19 protein-coding genes are annotated in these 15,749 nt (G+C 63.0%); 10 read left to right on the forward strand and 9 right to left on the reverse strand.

Features of this window, described 5'->3' with window-relative positions; all coding sequences use genetic code 11:
* Positions 1-7: 7 nt before the first annotated feature.
* The gene (locus tag KF794_13680; protein QYK44791.1) at positions 8-901 is read right to left on the reverse strand and encodes a zinc-ribbon domain-containing protein; all 894 of its coding nucleotides are present in this window, start codon (positions 899-901) and stop codon (positions 8-10) included.
* Between the two features lie 178 nt (positions 902-1,079).
* Here KF794_13680 and KF794_13685 point away from each other — a divergent pair, with 178 nt between their 5' ends.
* The 5 genes from KF794_13685 (at position 1,080) to KF794_13705 (ending at position 4,745) form a co-directional block, all read left to right on the forward strand.
* Positions 1,080-1,739, forward strand: coding sequence for an ATP-binding cassette domain-containing protein (locus KF794_13685; protein ID QYK44792.1), 660 nt, complete (start codon positions 1,080-1,082; stop codon positions 1,737-1,739).
* Positions 1,732-2,613 carry an ABC transporter permease gene (locus KF794_13690; GenBank protein QYK44793.1) on the forward strand — a complete coding sequence of 294 codons (882 nt, stop codon included), beginning with the start codon at positions 1,732-1,734 and terminating at the stop codon, positions 2,611-2,613. Before KF794_13685 ends, KF794_13690 begins: the two co-directional genes overlap by 8 nt.
* A 49-nt stretch (positions 2,614-2,662) precedes the next feature.
* The gene (locus tag KF794_13695) at positions 2,663-3,349 is read left to right on the forward strand and encodes a YdcF family protein (GenBank protein QYK44794.1); all 687 of its coding nucleotides are present in this window, start codon (positions 2,663-2,665) and stop codon (positions 3,347-3,349) included.
* An 84-nt stretch (positions 3,350-3,433) separates the two neighbouring features.
* Positions 3,434-4,183 (forward strand): 1-acyl-sn-glycerol-3-phosphate acyltransferase, encoded by a 750-nt coding sequence (locus KF794_13700; protein ID QYK44795.1) that lies wholly within the window; start codon positions 3,434-3,436, stop codon positions 4,181-4,183.
* A 160-nt stretch (positions 4,184-4,343) separates the two neighbouring features.
* Positions 4,344-4,745 (forward strand): hypothetical protein, encoded by a 402-nt coding sequence (locus KF794_13705; protein ID QYK44796.1) that lies wholly within the window; start codon positions 4,344-4,346, stop codon positions 4,743-4,745.
* 375 nt (positions 4,746-5,120) lie between these two features.
* Here KF794_13705 and KF794_13710 read toward each other — a convergent pair whose 3' ends face one another.
* Positions 5,121-5,984 carry an IS1595 family transposase gene (locus KF794_13710; protein ID QYK44797.1) on the reverse strand — a complete coding sequence of 288 codons (864 nt, stop codon included), beginning with the start codon at positions 5,982-5,984 and terminating at the stop codon, positions 5,121-5,123.
* 102 nt (positions 5,985-6,086) lie between these two features.
* Here KF794_13710 and KF794_13715 point away from each other — a divergent pair, with 102 nt between their 5' ends.
* Complete coding sequence (locus tag KF794_13715) at positions 6,087-6,488, forward strand: hypothetical protein (protein QYK44798.1); 402 nt, start codon at positions 6,087-6,089, stop codon at positions 6,486-6,488.
* On the opposite strand, the gene KF794_13720 is transcribed toward KF794_13715, so the two are convergent.
* The 4 genes from KF794_13720 to KF794_13735 are packed head-to-tail and all read right to left on the reverse strand — an operon-like array spanning position 6,466 to position 9,999.
* On the reverse strand, positions 6,466-7,026 hold the full coding sequence (locus KF794_13720; GenBank protein ID QYK44799.1) for a gamma-glutamylcyclotransferase: 561 nt from the start codon (positions 7,024-7,026) through the stop codon (positions 6,466-6,468). The genes KF794_13715 and KF794_13720 overlap by 23 nt on opposite strands.
* A gap of 12 nt (positions 7,027-7,038) precedes the next feature.
* Complete coding sequence (locus tag KF794_13725) at positions 7,039-7,986, reverse strand: prephenate/arogenate dehydrogenase family protein (protein QYK44800.1); 948 nt, start codon at positions 7,984-7,986, stop codon at positions 7,039-7,041.
* Between the two features lie 14 nt (positions 7,987-8,000).
* Entirely contained in the window at positions 8,001-9,107 is a 1,107-nt protein-coding gene (locus tag KF794_13730; protein ID QYK44801.1) for a histidinol-phosphate transaminase, read from the reverse strand.
* A gap of 28 nt (positions 9,108-9,135) precedes the next feature.
* Entirely contained in the window at positions 9,136-9,999 is an 864-nt protein-coding gene (locus tag KF794_13735) for a chorismate mutase (protein ID QYK44802.1), read from the reverse strand.
* 138 nt (positions 10,000-10,137) lie between these two features.
* Here KF794_13735 and KF794_13740 point away from each other — a divergent pair, with 138 nt between their 5' ends.
* Positions 10,138-11,340, forward strand: coding sequence for a homoserine O-acetyltransferase (locus KF794_13740; GenBank protein ID QYK44803.1), 1,203 nt, complete (start codon positions 10,138-10,140; stop codon positions 11,338-11,340).
* A gap of 2 nt (positions 11,341-11,342) precedes the next feature.
* Positions 11,343-11,999: a methionine biosynthesis protein MetW gene (gene metW, locus KF794_13745; protein ID QYK44804.1), complete on the forward strand. Its 657-nt coding sequence runs from the start codon at positions 11,343-11,345 to the stop codon at positions 11,997-11,999.
* On the opposite strand, the gene KF794_13750 is transcribed toward metW, so the two are convergent.
* Positions 11,996-12,715, reverse strand: coding sequence for a methyltransferase domain-containing protein (locus KF794_13750; GenBank protein QYK44805.1), 720 nt, complete (start codon positions 12,713-12,715; stop codon positions 11,996-11,998). The genes metW and KF794_13750 overlap by 4 nt on opposite strands.
* A gap of 121 nt (positions 12,716-12,836) precedes the next feature.
* Here KF794_13750 and gloB point away from each other — a divergent pair, with 121 nt between their 5' ends.
* On the forward strand, positions 12,837-13,610 hold the full coding sequence (gloB, locus tag KF794_13755; protein QYK44806.1) for a hydroxyacylglutathione hydrolase: 774 nt from the start codon (positions 12,837-12,839) through the stop codon (positions 13,608-13,610).
* A complete protein-coding gene (locus KF794_13760; protein ID QYK44807.1) occupies positions 13,607-14,056 on the forward strand; it encodes a cupin domain-containing protein in 450 nt (149 codons plus the stop codon). The genes gloB and KF794_13760 overlap by 4 nt, the downstream gene beginning before the upstream one ends.
* Here KF794_13760 and KF794_13765 read toward each other — a convergent pair.
* Complete coding sequence (locus KF794_13765; protein ID QYK44808.1) at positions 14,019-14,927, reverse strand: EamA family transporter; 909 nt, start codon at positions 14,925-14,927, stop codon at positions 14,019-14,021. The genes KF794_13760 and KF794_13765 overlap by 38 nt on opposite strands.
* Positions 14,928-14,995: 68 nt before the next feature.
* Positions 14,996-15,721: an acetoacetyl-CoA reductase gene (gene phbB / locus KF794_13770; protein QYK44809.1), complete on the reverse strand. Its 726-nt coding sequence runs from the start codon at positions 15,719-15,721 to the stop codon at positions 14,996-14,998.
* Positions 15,722-15,749: the final 28 nt, after the last annotated feature.

The following is a 15,749-nucleotide window of genomic DNA, read 5'->3' on the forward strand; positions in this document are numbered from 1 at the left end:
TTGAACGTTAGCGCAGCCCTGCCACGAGATCGCCGCGCGTCAGAAATCGGACCATGATCTGCTTCCCCGCGGGCGGCGGGGACGCGAGCCGGCTTTTGAACGGCACGCGCTCGCGAGGATACAGGATGGATCGCGGCAGGAGCGTGGTCCACGAATAGATTTCGTTGCCGTCGGCACCGATCACGGCAAGGCGCACGCGCGGCAGTTCGATCGCCCGGCCTGCCACGTTCTCGACCTCGCCCTCGATCATCAGCACCTGCACGCCGTCCTGCGTCTCCTGACGCACGACGACATTCTGGAAATCGAGGCCGCGCAGGTTCACCGGGAAGCCGATGGCCGCATAGATGCTCGCGGTTTCCGGCGCGGCGCGCACCACGGAATTCCTGCCCATCACGCCGAGTACCAGCGTGGCGACCAGCACGATGCACAACACTGCCGCGCGCGGCATCCGCATCCCGCTGCGCTGGGGTTGTTGCGCCACGCGATGCACCGTCTTGCGGCGCGGGCGCGCGGGCGGGAGATCGGCGGGTGCAATATTCTGTTCGGCTTCGTCGAGCGGCTTGCCTTCGAGTGCTGCGACCAGCACGGCAGGACCTTCGCCCAGCGCTTCGTGGTCGGCACGGTCATCGGCGGAAATGATCGGGGTCGGGATTTCGGAAACAACGTCTGCGTCGATGACCGGCGCTTCCGGTGTTTCCTGTATTTCGGGGACAAGGCCTTCTGCCTTGTCGACAAGCGCCTCGAGCGCTTCCGGCGCAATGATCTCCGGCGCCTCCGGCGCGGGCGCGGTGGCGAACCATGTCGTCTTGCACTGGGCGCAGCGAACGTTGCGCCCCTGCGCACCGAGCGCTTCCGCTTTCACTTCGAACGACGCACTGCACGAAGGGCAATCGATACGCATCGCAGCCAGCCTCACTCACAACACACAACCAACTGCGCGCATTGTGCCTGACACCCGTTAATGGATCGAAAACCGTAATTGCGCCCTCATCGCCTGAAAAAACCTTTGCGCGACAATCGCTTTTCGATTCGTGCACCGAATCGGGACATGCTGCGGGGCGAAACCGGGAGCGATAAGCGTGATCCGCTTCGAAAATATCGGACTACGATACGGCCGCGCGCCCGAAGTGTTGACGGATATTAACTTCTCGATCGCGCCGAAGTCGTTCCAGTTTCTCACCGGCGCATCCGGTGCCGGAAAAACCAGCCTGCTGCGGCTCGCCTTTCTCGCGCTGAAACCCTCGCGCGGGCGCGTCAGCCTTTTCAGCCGCGACACCGCGCAACTCGACCGCGACGACATCGCGCGCATCCGCCGCCGCATCGGCGTGGTGTTTCAGGATTTCCGCCTGCTCGCGCATCTGAGTGCCTACGAGAACGTCGCGCTGCCGCTGCGCGCGGCGGGACGCGAGGAGCGCGAGTACCGCGCACAGGTCATCGACCTCCTGCAATGGGTCGGCCTCGGCGAGCGGCTGCATGCGAAGCCGCCGCAGCTTTCCGGCGGCGAGCAGCAGCGTGCCGCCATTGCACGCGCGCTGGTTGCGAAACCCGAATTGCTGCTCGCGGACGAGCCGACCGGCAGCGTCGATCCGGACTATGCCGAAAAGCTCCTGCACCTGTTCGCCGAACTGCCGCGCAACGGTACTTCCGTGCTGCTCGCGACCCACGATCTCGCGCTGATGAATCGTTTCGATGCGCCGCGTCTCATTCTCGCAAACGGCAGGTTGCGCACCGATGGCTAGCTTTTCGCTCCGCGCATTATTCCAGCACCGCACCGAGCCCCTGCTGCGAGCGGGCAGCGGCAACCTGATCGCGTTGTTTGGGATCCTGACATTCCTTGCCGCGCTCGCGCTCGGTGTCGTGCATGGCGTCCGCAATGCCGCGAACACATGGCGCGATGCCGTCGCCGGCGAAGTCACCATCCAGATCGCGGCAAAAGAACCGGCGGCGGTGGCCGAGCGCGCGATCAATCTGGCGCGGGCGACGCCCGGCGTGCGCAGCGCACGGACGCTCAACCGCGCGGAAGTCTCGAAATTGCTGGAGCCGTGGCTCGGCGCGAACGCGAACCTGAAAGATCTTCCGGTCCCGCATCTGATCGTGGTCGAACTCACCGACAGGAATGCGGATCTCGCCACGCTGCGCACTGCCCTCGGCGCGCAGGTCCCCGGCGCAATCCTCGACGACTATCGCGGCTGGAGCGGTCGATTGACGGCCGAGGCGGGAACGGCCGCCTTTAGCGCGGGCGCGATGCTCGTGCTGATCCTCGTCGCACTCGCGCTTGCCGCGGCGATAGCGACGCGCAACGCGGTCGTCGTCAATCGCGAGGTCGTGGACGTGCTGCAATTCATCGGCGCGCGCGACCGCTTCATCCTGCGCGTCTTCCAGCGCTATTTTCTGGAAGCGGGCGCGAAGGGTGCCGCCATCGGCACGGCCGCGGCGATCCTGTTGCTCGTCCTGCTTGTACGCGCTGCCCCCGGATTCTCGCTGTTCGCAGCACCCCTCGCCTTCGGATTTCTGGGCTACGTCCAGCTCCTTCTGCTCGCGGCTGCAATAACGATCCTTATCGCGTTGGTAAGCCGCTTCACGGTAAAAGGCCTGCTGAGACGAATCGCTTGAGGGCCGCTGGCTTGCCGCATTTCCCCGTATCCTGCCCGGCATGGACCGGATGACGACGGACGGCGCGGATCGTTTCGAGCCGGCTGCGGAGCGGGAACGTCTCGCGCGGCGGCGGGGATTTTTCTTCCGTTTCATGGTCGCGCTGTCGGGTGCGCTGGTTGTCGCGCTGGTCGCGGGCTTTCTCGTTTTCCTGCACGACGTCCGCAACGCAGCCGCGCCGATGAACGCGCGCGCCGACGGAATTGTCGTGCTGACCGGCGGCGCGTTCCGCATCAACGACGCGCTGGAATTGCTCTCCGAGAACCGCGGGCAGCGCCTGCTGATTTCCGGCGTGAACCCCGCGACCACCACCGAAGAACTGAAAAAGAAAATCCCCGATTTCGACCGCCTGTCCGCCTGCTGCATCGACCTTGGGCGCGAAGCGCAGAACACCACCGGCAACGCCACCGAAACCGCGCGCTGGGCGGAAATGCACAAGTTCCGCTCGCTGATCGTGGTGACGTCCGCGTGGCATATGCCGCGCGCGCTCAACGAACTCCAGAACGAAATGCCGCAGATGACGCTAATCCCCTACCCGGTCGTCAGCCTGCCGCTCCGCGACGATTACTGGTGGGTCAACCCGCAGACCGTTCGTTTACTCGTATTCGAATATCTCAAGTACCTCGCTTCGCTGGCGAGGCTTCAGCTTGAACAGGCCCTCGTAACCGGCAACAATCATTCGGTCGCGAGCCGCTGACGGCGGGAATGAACGCGGCCACGGGCCGGGGCAAAAGCCACTATCTATAAAGACCAAGGCCAACGTCAGGTGTAAGGGTTTGCCGTGCAAGTTCTTCGTTCGCTGCTGTTCAACGTCGCGTTCTATCTGAACACTTTCCTCCAGATCATCTTCTACATGCCGGTGCTGCTGCTGCCGCGCCGTTACATCTGGATTCCCGTGCGCTCATGGGCGGCCGGCAATCATTTCCTGCTGCGCTGGATTTGCGGCATCGACTACGAAATCCGCGGCGCGGAGAAAATTCCGCCGGGCGGCATCATCGTGGCAAGCAAGCATCAGTCCGCATGGGAGACCTTCACCATCGCCGCGATGCTTCCCGATCCTTCCTTCGTGCTGAAGCGCGAATTGCAATGGATTCCGCTGTTCGGCTGGTACACGATGAAAGCGAGGCTGATCCCGGTGAACCGCGGTACGCGCGCAGCAGCCCTCGAACAGATCGCGCGCGGCGCGCGCGAGAAGGTGAAGGAAGGCCGCCAGATCATCATCTATCCGGAAGGTACGCGGCGCGCGGTCGGCGCGGAGCCGACCTACAAGTTCGGCGCGGCGCATCTCTACAGCGAGCTGGGCGTGCCCTGCGTACCGGTCGCACTAAACTCCGGCCTCTACTGGCCGCGGCGCTCGCTCCGCTTCACCCCCGGTACCGTGCGCATGGAATTCCTCGATCCGATCATGCCCGGCATGGAGCGGCAGGAGTTTTTGAAGAAGTTGCAGGACGACATCGAAACCGCGACCGCCCGGCTGGTCGCGGAAGGCCGGGCCGAAATCGCCGCACGGGAAGTTGATTCCCCTCGTTAAGTTGAGGGGTTTATCCCCTTCACACAACGGAACGTATAAAGAACTCTTTATACCCTTCCAAGGGTGTCGTGTTTTCGGAACTTTTGGTTCCATCCAATTCACGCATTGAAAAAACCAAAAATCGCTTGCGCGACTCGATGCGGCGGCCTACCAGTCCTGCATGAGCACGACTCCAGACCTAAACGCCGTAAAGGCGCGAATTAAAGAGATTGAGAACCAGATTGCGGCCCTCGATGACGAACTCGAAGGGCTGCAAATCGCTGAGGAAGTTCTAGAGAAGCTGGCGGCATCATCGACAGGGGAAGCGACGAAGCCACTAGCGCCGACGCTCACGGTCGAAGAACTAGTCCTCGGCTCACTAAAGCATAGCAAACTTGCGTGGCTGACCGTCACTGAACTGCGGAAGGTTATTCAGGACTTCTCCGGTCGAGATGTCCCGATGAGCACCCTGTCACCGCAGGTTTCGAGCATGACGAAGAAGAACCAGGTCGTCCGACAGGGGGCGCACGTTGCGCTCCCTAGCCGGGCAGAAAAAGAAAAATACGAAGATCGCCCGTTTTGAGGTCTTCGGAGAGTTTCCGGCGGCGATTATGCCGCCGGAACCGCTGCGATGCGGACACACTCGGCAGTGGTAGTTGCCGAGAAGGAGGTCACCCGGATGCTTCCGTATCCGGTGCGGCTAACCGGGATTGCCGTCCCGGCGCCGTTGCTCTTGTTATAGTCAGAGGGGGCGGGGAACCGCCCCCTCACTTTTTTGCTATAGTGGTGTGGAACCACTTTGGTCAATAACGCTGATTATCATTGGTGAACTGCACCATGCTTACTTTGCAAAAAGCCTTAGCGGAGAATCGGTTAGCCGAGTTCATCGCACAGGAAGAAAGACGCGGTGTTGGTCCCGCCGATGGGCAAGCATTCGAGGATTTGACCGAAGCACTCATCAAATCGAAGCGACAAGAAGATCAAACATCGCATTCTGCTTCTCGCGATGGTTCGCGCGGAAAGTAAATTCGCGCAGATACTTGTCCATATGCTTCGGTGAAATGTGGATGTGAGTGCCACGAACCGAGTGCTTAAACAGCTTCCAAAAACTTTCAATTGAGTTCACGTGCGTCTCGCCTCGCACGTACTCTTTCGCGCGATGCTTGATCGTGTCGTGCTTGTAGCCGTAGCCGGTGAGTAAGCCGTAGCTGAGCAGTTCGTCCGTCGAGATCGTCGTGCCTTCCTCAATCGTTTCCAGCACAATCGGCTTGATCGTCCGCATCTTCGTGTTCGGGATTACTTGCGTGACGGTGCGCCCGCCACGCTCTTTCATGCCGAGAACGATAGTCTTTGCACCGGGGGTAGCACCCGGCTTTCCGGGCGTGTGGCCGCCGACATAGCTTTCGTCGATTTCAACATGGCCCTTGAGGGCGTGAAATACGTCCGATTGGTCCATCAGTTTCCGTATTTGGTGGCCCATGCGCCAAGCGGTTTTGTACGTGACGCCCAGAACACGCTGGAGTTCTTTGCCGCTGACGCCGTGGCGCGTCGTGACAAATAGGTACATCGCGTAGAACCAGCTTTGCAGGGGCGTCCGAGTGTCCTGAAGAACGGTGCCCGCGCACGGATAAACGTGATCCCAGCAATGCTCGCAGAAGAACGCGGGCCGCTCGGCCATTTTCTTGAACCGGGCGAGAGCGCCGCACTTGCGGCAGTGGTGCTCAAGGCCAAAGCGCACCTTCATAATGTGTTCGAGACAAGCCGCATCGTCCGGAAACCGGGCGAAGAACTGTTGGACTGTCATTTTCTGCGGCTTCGTCATGGCGACCTCTCGATAATGTCACCTTACGAAACCTCATTGCTTGTGTCAAGGGGATAATCCCGTTAAGTTGACATTAACCATTGATGTTCTATCTTTGTTCTCATGCAAAGATTCGAACGAGCGGGATACGCGGGTGCGCTCGCCGCGACCAAAAATCCGGCCCTCAGCGGCCGTTTCCGGTTCTGGTGCGGAGGCTCCGGCCGCCGCTACGCCGTCAGCGTCTACGCACCCGGCGAGGTGCCGCCCTATGACCTCGCCGTGTCGCTCTATGTGAAGCATGCCGAAGTAGGCCCGCAGGTGATCGCGATTGCCGCCGGTCTTCCCGGCGACCCCGCCCCGAAAGACGCCGACGAGGTGCATGTGCATCTGGTCGGACGGATCGAGGCGCTGGCCTTCGCGCATCGCGACCTGCGCGCGCTGCTCGGCGGCAATGCGCCCGGCAACGCCCCTTCCGGCGCGCCCGGCGACAACGTCATCCCCTTCAATCCGCGTCGCGCGGCGTAAACGGGCGTTCGCTCTTCAACCTGTCCGCGATCCATTCGAGGCCGCGGTCGCGGATGCCGAGCGCCTTCATCGCGTCCACGGTCGCGAGCACATAGTCCGGATTGTTGCCGGACTTGCCGTGCCCGCGTTTCACATAAACGAGTTGCTCCTCCGGCGTGAGCGCACCCGAATATTGCGCGTGCCCGCGATCGACCAGATAGCAGACCGCGCTGACCCGCTCGCGCGCGCCGTCCAGCAGGTCGACCAGCCGAAATTTTTCCAGATAGACGCTCGTCACCTGCTCGCGCTCGCGCAGGTACGCGATGGTCTGCTCGCGCAGCGATTCCTTCACGCGAAACGCGATGCCGCGGCAACTGCCGCCGCGGTCAAGGCCGAGCACCAGTCCCGGTCGTTCCGCCGTGCCGCGATGGAAGTGCGAGATCACGCAGAGCGCACGGTGCGCGCCGTTCAGCCGCGCGGGATGCTGTTCGATGAAATCGAATCCCGGCCGCCACATCAGCGAGCCGTATCCGAACACCCAGAGATCGCCGCCGCTCATCCCGCCACGGACTCAATCGTCGCCGTAAGGGCGGACCAGCGAGGGCATGTCGTGCTCGCGCTTCGGCGCGGTGACGGAGATATGCTCTTTCTCGATCACCTTGCGGCGCGTGAGGCGGCTCGTGGAGAGATCGTCCACCAGTTTTTGCGCGTCGCCCTGCTCGATGGCCTTCGCGAGGTTGCTCAGGTCGGCATTGAACTGCCGGAGCACGTCGAGCACGGCTTCCTTGTTGTTCAGGAAGATGTCGCGCCACATCACGGGGTTCGACGAGGCGATGCGGGTGAAGTCGCGAAATCCGCTCGCCGAAAACTTCATCACTTCCGATTCCGACATTTCCTCGTGGCGCAGGCCGGTATGGAAAATCGCGAACGCGATCAGGTGCGGAAGATGGCTGGTGATCGCAAGCACGCGGTCGTGCTGCGCGACGTCCATCGTCTCCACTTCCGAGCCGAGCGCCTTCCAAAACGCGCGCACGGTTTCGACCGCGGCAGCGTCCGCGCCTTCCAGCGGCGTCACGATGCACCAGCGGTTTTCGAACAGGTCGGCAAGGCCCGCTTCCGGCCCGGAATGTTCGGTGCCCGCCAGCGGATGCGCGGGCACGAGATGCACGCCCTTCGGCAGGTACGGGAGCATGTCGCGCACCACCGCGCCCTTCACCGAACCGACATCGCTGACGATGGCGCCCGGCTTGAGATGCGGGCCTATCTCTTTCGCCAGCGCGCCGTATTGCCCGACCGGGACGCAGGCAACGACGAGGTCCGCGCCCGCCACCGCTTCCGCGCTGGTGTCCACCACCTTTGCAAGTCCAAGGCCGAGTTCGGCCACGACTTTGCGCACCTTCGGCACTGCGTCGGTCACAACGATCTCGCGCGCGATCCCGCCTGCGCTCGCGGCGCGCGTGATCGACGAGCCGATCAGGCCCTGGCCGAGAATGGCAAGGCGTTGCACCACAGGAGCCATAACGCGAAAGTCCGTTACTTCATGAACGCAGCGAGCGACTGCACCACCAGCCGGTTCGCTTCTTCGGTGCCGACCGTCATGCGCAACGCATTCGGCAATTTGTAGGCGCCGACCTGCCGCAGCACGATCCCGCGCTTCAGCAGGAACGCATCTGCGTCTTTCGCAGTCTTCCCCGTGGTCTGCGGGAAGTGGATCAGCAGGAAATTGCCGACGCTCGGCGTCACCTCCAGGCCGAGCTTGCCGATTTCCTCGATCAGCCACGGCAGCCATTGGGAGTTGTGCGCGACCGCCTTCTCCAGATGCGCGCTGTCGGAGAGCGCCGCCACGCCGGCCGCGATCGACGGTGCGCCGACATTAAACGGCCCGCGCGTGCGGTTGATCGCGTCCACGACATGCGCCGGGCCGTACATCCAGCCGATGCGCAGCGCGGCAAGGCCGTAGATTTTCGAGAACGTGCGGGTCATGACCACGTTGTCGTTGGTCGCGACCAGTTCGATGCCGGTCTCGTAATCGTTGCGGCGGACATATTCGGCGTAAGCCGCGTCGAGCACGAGCATGACGTTGCCCGGCAGCGCCGCGTGCAGGCGGCGTACTTCCGTGTGCGGAATATAAGTGCCGGTCGGATTGTTCGGGTTCGCGAGAAACACCATCCGCGTCTTCGGCGTGATGCACGACAGGATCGTGTCCACGTCCGCACGATAGTTCTTCTCGGAAGCGACCACCGGCTTCGCGCCGGTCGCAAGCGTCACGTTGCGATAGACGAGGAATCCGTGGGTCGTGAACACCGCTTCGTCGCCGTCGGACAAATATGTATGCGCGAGCAGGTTCAGGATTTCGTCCGATCCGGCGCCGCAAACGATGCGCGCCGGGTCGAGGCCATAAGCCTTGCCGATCGCATCGCGCAGGTCGGACGACGCGCCGTCCGGATAAAGTTCGAGCGTCTCGCCCGCCTTGCGATAGGCCTCGATTGCCTTCGGGCTTGGACCGAGCGGCGTTTCGTTGGACGAGAGCTTGTGCACCTTCGCAACACCCGGCGCATGGCTACGGCCCGGCACGTAGGCCTCGATATCGAGGACGCCGGCACGGGGAACGGGGCGAAGGGAATCCGACGAAGCGCTCATCACTCTGGTCCTGAAAATGGCCCGCGCGTCAGCGGGGCGAGACGGTATAGCGGGTCGCGTGGCCACCGGCGAGGGCGTAGGACCGCACCGAGGCTCCGGCCGCCTTCAGGCTTTCGAGGATTTCCTCGAGTTTGCGCTCCTGCGGAACGGAGACCAGCAATGCCGCTCCCTCATGGCCGCCATCGGGCAACGCGATCACCTCGGCGAGCGGCGACAATGCGCGGGCCGCAGCTGCGCTCCAGCCCGCCACATGCACGCTCCAGACCTCGACCTCGTTCAGCGCCGCTTCCGGCGCGAGTGGCTTCGACACCACGAACAGCGGCAACGCCGCCGGATGATCGCCGCGCTCCACGAAGGGAAGCCGCGCGATGATCTTCGGCTTGCCCTCGCCTTCCAGTGCGCGCCACCACGCGCTGGTGCCCGCAACACCTTCCGCGCGCACAAGGCCGAGATCGCCGCGCGAAGCAGCCACTGCGTCGATCACGGAGCTTGCCCCGACATGCTGCAACACCGGCACCGTGTAGCCGAAGTGGAATCGCACGCTGTCGCGCACCAGCGCATCGCCGGAGGCGAGGTCGACATGCACCGAATAAGGCTGCTGGACATAGGTGAAGGTCGCGATGATGACGCGCCAGATGCTCTCCACCGTATCCAGCGGCAGCAGGCCGCGATGGCGCTCCACCAACGCGCGCATCATGGAGGCTTCGCGCGCAGGACGGAATGCCGAGCCGGTCTCGTTCGACTTCTTCACGGCGATCAGCGTGCCGATGATCTCGCTGCGCTCGATCAGCAGTTCGTGCATCGCGCGGTCGATGCGGTCGATCTCCGTGCGCAGATCGGCAAGCGTGGGCGCTGCCCCCGCGTCTTTTCCCGATTTCGGCGTATTAACCATTGGCTGTGCGCGCTGCCTGTGAAGATGCGCCGTGATAGCGCGCCCCCGGAGCCTTCGCAAAGCCGCGATTGACAGCGATAGGCAGCGCTCCCTACGACAAGCCCCTGCTGCTATACTGGCGCGTCAGCCGAGGAAGCCATGACCATCGTTCGCATGGAGCGCGAGGAATCGAACAGCCGGGCGGAAGCAGTCCGCCGCGAGGCTGACGAACCGCGTTCCGAGGTCGCCCGCTTCGGCGCCGACAAGCCGCTGAAGCTCGACGGCGGTGCGGAGCTTTCGCCCTATCAGGTCGCCTACCAGACCTACGGCAAGCTGAACGCTGACAAATCCAACGCCATCCTGATCTGCCACGCGCTGACCGGCGACCAGCACGTCCATAACGTGCACCCGGTGACCGGCAAGGACGGCTGGTGGGACTCCATTGTCGGTCCGGGCCTGCCGATCGACACCGAGCGCTTCTTCGTCATCTGTTCCAACGTACTCGGCGGCTGCATGGGCACCACCGGCCCCGCGTCGAAAAATCCCGCGACCGGCGAACCGTATGGCCTGTCGTTCCCGGTGGTCACCATCCGCGACATGGTCCGCGCGCAGGCAGCACTCCTCGACTATCTCGGCATCGAGAAACTGCTTTGCGTCACCGGCGGCTCCATGGGCGGCATGCAGGTGCTGCAATGGGCGGTGTCGTATCCGGATCGGATTCTTTCCGCGCTGCCCATCGCCTGCGCCGCGCGTCACTCGGCGCAGAACATCGCCTTCCATGAAGTCGGCCGTCAGGCGGTGATGGCCGATCCCGACTGGCGCGACGGAAAATATCTCGTACAGGGTACCAGCCCGCGCCGCGGCCTCGCCGTCGCGCGCATGGCCGCGCACATCACCTATCTCTCGGACGCGGCGCTGCACCGGAAATTCGGCCGCCGCCTGCAAGACCGTGCGTTGCCGACCTTCGGCTTCGATGCGGATTTCCAGGTCGAGAATTATCTCCGCTATCAGGGATCGTCCTTCGTCGAGCGCTTCGATGCGAACAGCTATCTCTACATCACCCGCGCGATGGACTACTTCGATCTCGCGGGCGAGCACGGCGACGTGCTGGCCAATGCGTTCCGCAACCTGAAGGCGCGCATTTGCGCCGTGTCGTTCACCTCCGACTGGCTGTTCCCGACTTCGGAAGCCCGGCAAGTCGTGCATGCGCTGAACGCTGCCGGCGCGCCGGTCTCGTTCGCGGAAATTGAAACCGACAAGGGCCACGACGCCTTCCTGCTCGACGAGCCGGAACTGTTCGCGATCGTGCGCGGCTTCCTCGACTCGGCCGCGAAGAAGCACGGCGTGAAGGTCCCGAAGTAAACATGCTCACCACTACCAATCCCGGCGCGTTCACCGCGCATGCCGTTCCAAGAGCGCCGCGCGTCGACCTCGTCGTGGTCGCGAACATGGTGGAGCCGGGTTCGCGCGTGCTGGACGTCGGCTGCGGCGACGGCGAGCTGCTGCAACTGCTCGCAGAGACCCGCAATGTCGATGCGCGCGGCATCGAGATTTCGCGCGACGGCGTGAACGAATGTGTCGCGAAGGGCCTCGCCGTGATTCAGGGCGACGCCGATACCGACCTCGCCGACTATCCCGACAATACCTTCGACTACGTCATCCTTTCGCAGACGATTCAGGCCACGCGCCGCCCGCGCTGGGTGCTGGAACAGATGCTGCGTATCGGCCGCCGCGTGATCGTATCGTTTCCGAACTTCGGCCACTGGCGCATCCGCGGCCAGTTGCTATGGAACGGCCGCATGCCGGTGACGAAGAACCTTCCCGTTAGCTGGTACGACACGCCGAATATCCACTTCTGCACCATCCGCGATTTCGTCGAACTGACGCGCGAACTGGACGCGAAGATCGAGCGCGCGGTTGCGTTCGGACCGAGCGGCGGGCGCGTGCGCTTCGATGCGCCGTGGTGGTTCTGGAATATGTTCGGCGAGCAGGCGGTATTCCTGCTGTCCCGCAAACCTTAGGCGGGCTGCGCGCCTGCGGGCGCAAGCACGGTTGCTTCGCGGAATTTCTTCACCTGTACCGGCCGCCACACCTGCTTGGTCGCCTCCACGATATGCACGCCGTGAAACGGGAGTGAGAGCGCCGCGCCCGTGCGCTCCCATGCCGGCGCAGTGCGCAGCCACCAGCGCCGCGCCACCGGCGGAAACCACAAGGCCTCATGCCAGCCGACCGGCGTGAACAGCGCCTCGCGCAACAAGGTGAGCAACTGAGAGCGCGAGAACGGCTGGCCGTGACCGAACGGCGTCGAATCCATCCGCGCCCAGGGTCCGCGCCGGTTCGGCACCACGAGCAACATGCGTCCGCCCGGCGCCAGCACGCGCCAGACTTCCTTCAGCATCTCCGCCGCATTCGGCGTCATTTCCAAGGCGTGGACCGCAAGCACGCGGTCGATCATGGCGTCGCGCAGCGGCATTTCGATCTCTGATACGAGCGCGGCCAGCGTCGGCGATGCGGACGGCCACTTCACCACGCCCTGCGCGCCCGGCATGAACGCAAACGTATGCTCGCCTTCGTCGCGGAACACGCCGAGATAAGGCGTCGCATAACCGAGACCCAGCACCGACATGCCTTTCGTATCCGGCCAGCGTGTGCGGATCGCGCGCGTCAAGAACCGCCGCGTCATGGTGCCGAGCGGCTGTGCGTAGAACGAGCGAAGATCGACGACGTCGAGGAACATGCGGGCGCGGATACCGTTATCTTGGAGACTAGCGTTGCTTCGCCGCAGCCGGAAGGAGCGTCTTGCAGCGGTTATCCGGGACGACTACGTTCCTTTTACAGCAGACAAAACGGAGCAAGTAATGGCGGTCGAAGTTCGCCTGATTCCCTGCCTGAGCGATAATTACGCGGTTCTGATTCACCATGCCGATAGCAAGACCACCGCGCTGATCGACGCACCGGAGCCCGGACCGATTCTGGAGGCGCTCGCGCGGGAAGGCTGGAACCTCACCCATATCCTGATCACGCATCATCATGCGGATCATGTGCAGGGCATCGCCGCGATCCGTGAAAAATTCCCGGTGCCGGTTTACGGCCCGCGCGCGGAAGCGGACAAGATCCCCGGCATTTCCGTGAAGCTCGGCCATCTCGATGTCGCGGAAGTCGGTCCGCTGCGCGCCGACGTGATCGACACGCCAGGCCACACTGCGGGTCACATTTCCTATCACTTCCCGAAGGAAATGCTGCTGTTCTCCGGCGACACGTTGTTTGCGCTCGGCTGCGGACGTCCGTTCGAGCGGCCCGCGGAAGTGCTGTGGCAATCGCTCCTGAAGCTGCGCGAGCTTCCGCCCGAAACCAAAATCTATTGCGGGCACGAATACACGCTTTCCAATGCAAAATTTTCGGTCACCGTCGATCCCAACAACACGCAGTTGAAGGAACGCCTCAAGCAGATCGAAGCGATGCGCGCGAAGGGCGAACCCACCGTGCCCTCGACCATGGAGGAGGAGCTTCACACCAATCCGTTCCTGCGCGCCGATAACCCGGATGTGCAGGAAGCGGTCGGCATGAAGGGCGAGGATTCCGGCGCCGTGTTCACGAAGCTCCGCGAACTCAAGAATACGTTCAAGGGATGAGCATTACCGCGCTATCGGCTGCGGAAGTGATTGCGCTGCTCGACCTGCGCCCGCATCCGGAGGGCGGCCATTTCCGCGAGACCTTCCGCGACATGCGCAGGACGGACGGACGCGCTGCATCGACGGCGATCTATTTCCTGCTCGCGAAAGGCGAGCGCTCGCACTGGCACAAGGTCGATGCCGCGGAATGCTGGCACTACTACGCGGGCGCGCCGCTTGCCCTGCACTACGCAGCCAGCGAACATACGCCGGCCGCCGCGATCACGCTCGGCACCGACATCACAAACGGCCAGCAGCCGCAATTCGTGATCCCGCAGGACAACTGGCAAGCCGCGGAAACACTCGGCGAATGGACGCTGGTTGGCTGCACCGTCGCGCCGGGCTTTGAATTTTCCGGTTTCATGCTCGCTAGGAAAGATTGGTCACCCGGACCTTTGAGCGAGTGAACATGTCTTTCGCGGCAACGACGCCGCCGAGCGAAATCAGGATAGCCGCAAGCGCCAGCGACCAGCGCGGCTCTGCATAGCCCGCGAGCACCAGAAAGATCGTCGAGAGCAACGGCGCTGCATAGGAAGCGGCGCCGAGCGCGCGGATGTCGCCGAACTTCACGCCGCGATCCCACGCATAGAACGCAAGCCCCACGGGGAAGATTCCAAGTGCAATGACGCTCAGCCATTGCAGCGTGTTCGCAGGCCACACCGTTTGTTCAAACGACAAATGACAAGCCAGCGAAAGCGCCGCGGTCGCAAGGCAGAACCCTGCCACCGCATCGCTCGGCACGTTCTTGAAGGGCCGCGACAACACCGAGTACCCTGACCACGCCAGCGCCGCGCCGAGCGCACAGAGATAGCCGAAGATGTATTCGCGCTTGATCTCGACCCCGCGCATGCCCGCGATCAGCACGAGCGTTCCCGCCAGACCGAGCAACACGCCGAGGATGTGATGGGGTTTCAGCTTTTCGCCCGGTAGCAACGCCGAGAACAACACGATCAGCAACGGCCATAGATAATTGAACAACTGCGCTTCCGCCGGAGGCGCGAGCCGCAGCGCCGCGAAATAGAGCGCGTGATAGCCGAACAAACCGCCGACACCGAGCAACCACACCACGGGCGGCTGCTTCAGCGAACGCGCAGCATCAGGCCGTGCGATCCAGCTTGCCACGCCGATCAGCCCGCCGATCAGGAAAGTAATCGCCGCGAGTTGGAACGGCGGCATCGTCCCGCTTGCCACCGTGAGCAGCGACAGGAACGACCACATGAAAACGGCGGCAAGGCCCGTAAGCGTCGCCGCCGTTTGCGTCGAGGGAGATGACTGCATCGATTTTTATCTGCCCATCCGCTCGCTATCGCTAGCCCCTCGCCAACCGGCGAGGGTTTCAGGATGGGTTACGTAATGTACTGCGCGCCGTTCACAGTCATCGTGGAGCCGGTGATGAAGCCTGCGTCGTCGCTTGCGAGGAACACCACGCAGCGCGCGATTTCGTTGGCTTCCCCAAGACGGCCCACCGGAATCTGCGGAATGATATTCTTCTCCAGCACATCCTTCGGCACCGCTTGCACCATCTCAGTGTTGATGTAGCCTGGACAGATCGCGTTCACGGTGATGCCCGCTTTCGCCGATTCCTGCGCCAGCGCTTTGGTGAAACCGATGTCGCCTGCTTTCGCCGCCGAATAGTTGGTCTGGCCCATCTGGCCTTTCTGGCCGTTGATCGACGAAATGTTGACGATGCGGCCGAACTTGCGCGCGCGCATGCCCTCGATCACCGGGCGGCACATATTGAACAGCGAGTTGAGGTTCGTGGTGATAACTGCGTTCCACTGGTCGGCGGTCATGCGATGCAGCATCGCGTCGCGCGTGATGCCCGCGTTGTTGACCAGCACCTCGATCGGCCCGAGATCGGCCTCGACCTTCTTGATGCCTTCCGAACAGGCGTCGAAGGAGCTTACATCCCACTTGTAGACGTTGATGCCCGTCTCGCCCTTGAACTTCGCCGCTGCTTCGTCGTTGCCGCCGTAGTTGGCCGCAACCTTGTAACCTGCATCCTTCAGCGCTCTGGAAATTGCAGCCCCGATTCCACGGGTGCCGCCGGAAACCAACGCAACGCGTGCCATGTCCCTCTCCTTGGTCGTGGCCGTCTAT

The sequence above is a fragment of the Xanthobacteraceae bacterium genome, from assembly GCA_019454205.1.
Classification (GTDB): domain Bacteria; phylum Pseudomonadota; class Alphaproteobacteria; order Rhizobiales; family Xanthobacteraceae.